The sequence below is a fragment of the Helicobacteraceae bacterium genome (assembly GCA_031258155.1).
Lineage (GTDB): Bacteria > Campylobacterota > Campylobacteria > Campylobacterales > SZUA-545 > JAIRNH01.
Genome location: JAIRNH010000027.1, coordinates 1 through 4802, shown reverse-complemented (window position 1 = coordinate 4802; position 4802 = coordinate 1). Strand labels below are relative to the sequence as shown.

The following is a 4802-nucleotide window of genomic DNA, read 5'->3' as shown; positions in this document are numbered from 1 at the left end:
TAATTGCATTGTAGCGCTCTCCTTTCTTGATAAAATCAAAATTAGCGAATGTTAGATCGTCTCCGCTTAAGTTAGCTTTTCTTGCTCAGCAAAAGCAACACGTAGCGTAGCGGCGTTTGGTAAATCCAGAAACGTTGATTTCAGCGCTGAGCGCGTTTATAAGCGGTTAGAGGTAAAGAGAGGTCTCTTAGACGGAAAAGGTTACGCCTAAACGAAGCGTTTGCTTAAAGAGGATAGGAAGCGCGTTTAACGCCTTATCATGCGTATCGTGAAAGAGAATAACGCCTTTGCGCCATAGTAGCATAAGCGTTAAAACGCGATCGGCGGCGGCTTTAGCGCTTACGGCGCTTTGCCAATCTTGCGAATCGATATTCCATAAAACGAGGCTGATATTTCGTTCGGCTAGAAACGCGCCTAAATCCGCGTCGCGCTGAGCGTATGGCGGACGGAAAGCGTTGATATAAACCTCTTTGGCATAGACGCTCAACAGATCGTCGGTTCGCAGTATCGACTCTTTGGCGTTCGGCGTTTTCGCGTGAGATTCGTGCCGCCAGCCATGCGAGGCTAAGCGCTGGTTTGCGTATAGCTTGGCTAATTCGTTTTGGCGCTTGGCGGCGTTTTCGCCTAAAACAAAAAAGATCGCCGATTGATTGCGCTCGTTTAACAGTTGAACGAGTTTGTCCGTCAAACCGTTTTTCTCGGTCGGTCCGTCGTCGAAGGTCAAAATAAACTCGCGATCGTTAAGCTCGCCGCCTAATATCTCCGCGTCGTTAAAGCGATCGATCTCGCTGCTCGTTTTTGGAAACAGCGCCGCAAGACGGATCAGCTCGTAAAAATAGGCGTTATAAAACCGCTCGCGCTTGGGTTCAATAACAAAATCTTTTACAAGCTCGCGTAATCGCGCTTCGGCGTCTGATCGCGTTGGGTTTTCGCCCGCTTTGTCGCTCGCGGCGAGATAGTTGTCGAGCAGAGCGTTTAGCATGCGATCGCGGACGCTTAGAACGCTTATCATATTGATCTTTTCGGGTTTAAGATCGATCTTTTGCGCTAGGAGATCCGCCGTTAGCGGAGGGCGGCTTAATATCGTTTTGGCGAACGACAAAATCTCTATTTTTGAGGCTCGATCGAAGGTTAGATTATCCTCCCCGCGCTCGATCAGCGCGGGCGGCAAAACGCCAAAGCAGGCAACGGCTAACGAAAACGCGAGCGCCGCGACGCGAAACATAACTCTTAGCGCTTGGCTTTTACCCGCGCGATCGCTTTATCGTAAGTCGGGTTGGCGTTTTGCGCTTTGGCAAGCTCGTAATATCTAAGCGCCTGTGAAAAATCGGCGTATTTTTCGTAAAGCCGCGCGATATTGTAGTAGGACGACGCGCGGATCACGTTGGCTTCTTCGCCGCTTGCCAGCGCGATCGCGTTGCGGTTTGCCCAGATCGACTCCGAAAAACGATCGAGTTTTAGATACGACAGCCCCATATTGCTATAGGCTTGCGCGAAAGCGGGATCGATCTCCACGGCGTTTTGATAGTAGCGAATACTGCCCTCTATATCGCCTGAATGGTAGGCTTTTTCGCCCTTTTTGTTTATCGCTTCGGCGCGCGGATCGATCGCGGAGGCGGCGGCGCGGTTATCCGTTTGGGCGAGAGTTTTGATTAGCCCCGACATTTTGCGCGGAGCGATCAGATTAAGATTGTCGTCTCCGTCTGGAAATTGAATATCGTTAGGCGTAATTTCGTGCAGAGCGTTTAGATCGACAATCTGCCCGTTTTGATCAATCCTGAAAACCGTCCATAAAGCGCCGCCTTCTTGCGGCGGAACGTAAGTTTTCACGAGCGATCGCCCCGAATACACAAAAACCTTTGCCCCGCTAGAAGCAATCGAGGTTATCGCGGAGTCGCAACCGCGGTTGGAGGGTTTGACGTCGCAATAGCTTCGCGAAAAATTATGCACCGCGTAAATATAGGCTTGATTTGGCTCTAGCTTTTGGATCGTGATAGTTTCGGGACCAAAACTATTCCTGTCGTCCACGTCGAGGTAAGCGTTACCGCCATACGCGCTCGCGGGATCGTCAAAATAGACGTGCTGGGAGCCGAAAACAAGATGGGAATCGAGATCGAGCGGTTGAGCGCCCCACGAAAGCACGACGCGCAATCCGTCAAGACTTTGCATAACGGGGCTAAGCGCGTAGGTCAGCCCGTCGCACGGGCATTTGACGACTAGGTCGGAGTAGCCCTCTTTTTTAACGATCAGCGTCGCGTCGGCTTTAATGGGTTTTGGCAAGGCGATCGTAGCTTTGCCGTTCGCGCCGGTTTTTGCCTGCAAGCTCGCCTCGCCCGTCTGCTGGAGTATTACGCTCGCGCCCGAAACCCGTTTGTCTTTGATCGTGGCGTCTAATACGTCGATCGATATGCTTTGGGCATACGCGCCAATAGACAATAACGCGCATAAAAGGAGATGTTTACAACTCATTTGACGTTCCTTAAACGAAAATTGGAGCATTTTACCCAGCGCGCGCTTACGACGCAATGGTAAAATGGCGTTTTTATTTTTGCGAGGAATTTATGCGATCTTATCTTGCGACGACTCATTTTAGAGCGCTTGGAGCGCTTATTTCAATCGCGTTAATCGCGAGCATGTTATTGCGATTGGCGCTGTTTGTCGTGTATAGCGGCAATTTTAATTGGGAGTTTTTAGCGGCGCTTGAAGCGTTATTTTTCGGCGCGATAAACGATCTATTTTCGCTTGCGTATATACTGCTTATTCCTTGCGTTTTGACGCTAATTTTTAGCGAATGTTTTTACCGCGCGACGGCGGGTAAAATCTATCTTTATTCGCTTATCTTTATTTTCTCGTTTTTGCTGCTATTTTGCGCGACGCTTGAATATCTATTTTGGGGCGCGTATTACAGCCGTTTTAATTTTATCGCCGTCGATTATCTGCTAAATGGTTTTAGGTTTGATAAAATTTCTCTTACCGCGATCGCGACGATCTTAACGATATGCGTTATATTGGCTTCGTTTTTTGTTTTAGGCGCGATAAAGTTTTTTATGGCGCGAGATTCAAGCGGCGCGCTCTCTTCGGGAAAAACGCGATTGGCGCTGTTTTGGATTCACGCGGGTATAGCGGTTTTGATCTTTTTGTTCTACTCGCCTTTTATAAGCGGCGAACGCAGAGTCTATCAAGAGCTTTCGCGCAACGGTATTTACGAGTTCTTTGCCGCTAGTCGCGCGAAAAGCGTCGATTATTATACGTTTTATCCCGCGCTTCCAAAAGAGGAAGCGATCTCAATTATCGTCAATGAGATTAAAAGCGGCGACGATCGATTTTTGCTGAACGGCTCGAAAGAGTTTCGTAAAATAACCGCGCCGAAACAGACGGAGATTACGCCTAACGTTGTCGTCGTGATCGCAAGCGGATTAGACAAAAAGCTATTAAATGCGTTCGCCCCCAATATAAATAGCTATACGCAAGAGGGTTTGTCGTTTTCGCGGGTATACGCTTCCGGCGTCGGCGTTTTGCGAACGATCGAGGCGTTTAATTTAAGCATTCCCGCGATCGCCGGCGATTCTATTATCAAGCGATCCGCCAAACCGCTTTTTTCAATCGCCGATATATTTGCCGATCGCGGTTACGCAAGACAATTTATATACGGCGGATACGGGTATTACGACAATCTCGGCGCTTTCTTTGCGCGCGAAGGTTACGAGGTTATTGATCGAGACGCTTTCGCGTCCGAAAACAAAACTTTCGCTTCCGGCGGCAAGCAAAGCGACGAAGATCTATTTGCCGAAGCGCTTATGCAAGCCGATCGCCATTATATAGCTAATCGACGGTTTTATCAGACGTTGCTCGCGTCGTCTATTAACGCTCCGTATAACTACCCGCGCGGACGAATCGATATAGCGCCGAAAACCTCGCGCGAAGGCGCGACGCGATATTTTGACTACGCTTTAGGGCGTTTTATCGACGCGGCGCGGGCAAAACCGTGGTTTGAGGACACCGTATTCATTATCCTATCCGACGGCGCGTTTGTGGCTTCAAACGACAATCCGCGTTTAGCGGATTACGAGACGATCGCCGTTTTTTACGCGCCAAAAATAGTAGCGCCGCGCGCGATCGATACGCTTTGCTCTCAGATCGATATTGCGCCGACGCTTTTTAGCCTGTTTGGTTGGGGTTACGAGTCGCGATTTTTCGGACGCGATATTTTAAGTGTCACCAGCAAAGAGGCGCGCGCGCTTGTCGCCACAAACACGCGCCTAGCGTTCGCCTCGTCAAACGGCGATTTTGTAATTCTACGCCCCGCTAAAGCGGCGGATTTGACCAACGCCGCCCGCCGCCGCGCGGTAGCGATCTATCAAAGCGCCTTCGATCTGTTTAGCGGCGATAGTTTAGACGTTCAAAACGTTAAAGCCGCCGATTTTTAACGCGCTAACGGTTTTGTTTCGGCGATAACGACGATACATGTTATTGGCGCGTTTTAGCGTAGTTTTTGCTCCCTTAGCCCGCGCGTGCGCGACGTTCGCTTGCGATCCCTTACCTTTTAAGGGATTGACGAGAGGCGAAAACAGATCGGCTTGGTTTAGGATCGCGAAATTTTTAGCGAAGTTAGCGTTATAAGCGATTAAACCGCCGCGCAGCTTGTTATTCCCGCCCCTCCCGTCATACCCGCGAAGCGCCCGTTTGCTTGCTTTCGCTTGGCGCAAAGGAATGCGGAAATCATCTTCTCTCTGTCATTCCCGCGCGGAGCGATAGAAGCGCGGGCGCTTCGTAATCGCGGAGGAAGGCGGGAATCCATAGAA

Annotated in this window: 3 protein-coding genes; 1 reads left to right on the top strand and 2 read right to left on the bottom strand. The window is 50.0% G+C overall.

All coding sequences use genetic code 11. From position 1 onward, the window contains the following. Positions 1-187 precede the first annotated feature (187 nt). Positions 188-1225 (bottom strand): polysaccharide deacetylase family protein, encoded by a 1038-nt coding sequence (locus LBF86_04015; GenBank protein MDR0664670.1) that lies wholly within the window; start codon positions 1223-1225, stop codon positions 188-190. Between the two features lie 5 nt (positions 1226-1230). Next, complete coding sequence (locus tag LBF86_04010) at positions 1231-2469, bottom strand: tetratricopeptide repeat protein (protein MDR0664669.1); 1239 nt, start codon at positions 2467-2469, stop codon at positions 1231-1233. Between the two features lie 92 nt (positions 2470-2561). Between LBF86_04010 and LBF86_04005 the strand changes: the two genes are divergently transcribed. Continuing rightward, the gene (locus LBF86_04005; GenBank protein ID MDR0664668.1) at positions 2562-4427 is read left to right on the top strand and encodes a sulfatase-like hydrolase/transferase; all 1866 of its coding nucleotides are present in this window, start codon (positions 2562-2564) and stop codon (positions 4425-4427) included. The last annotated feature ends 375 nt before the right edge of the window (positions 4428-4802 follow it).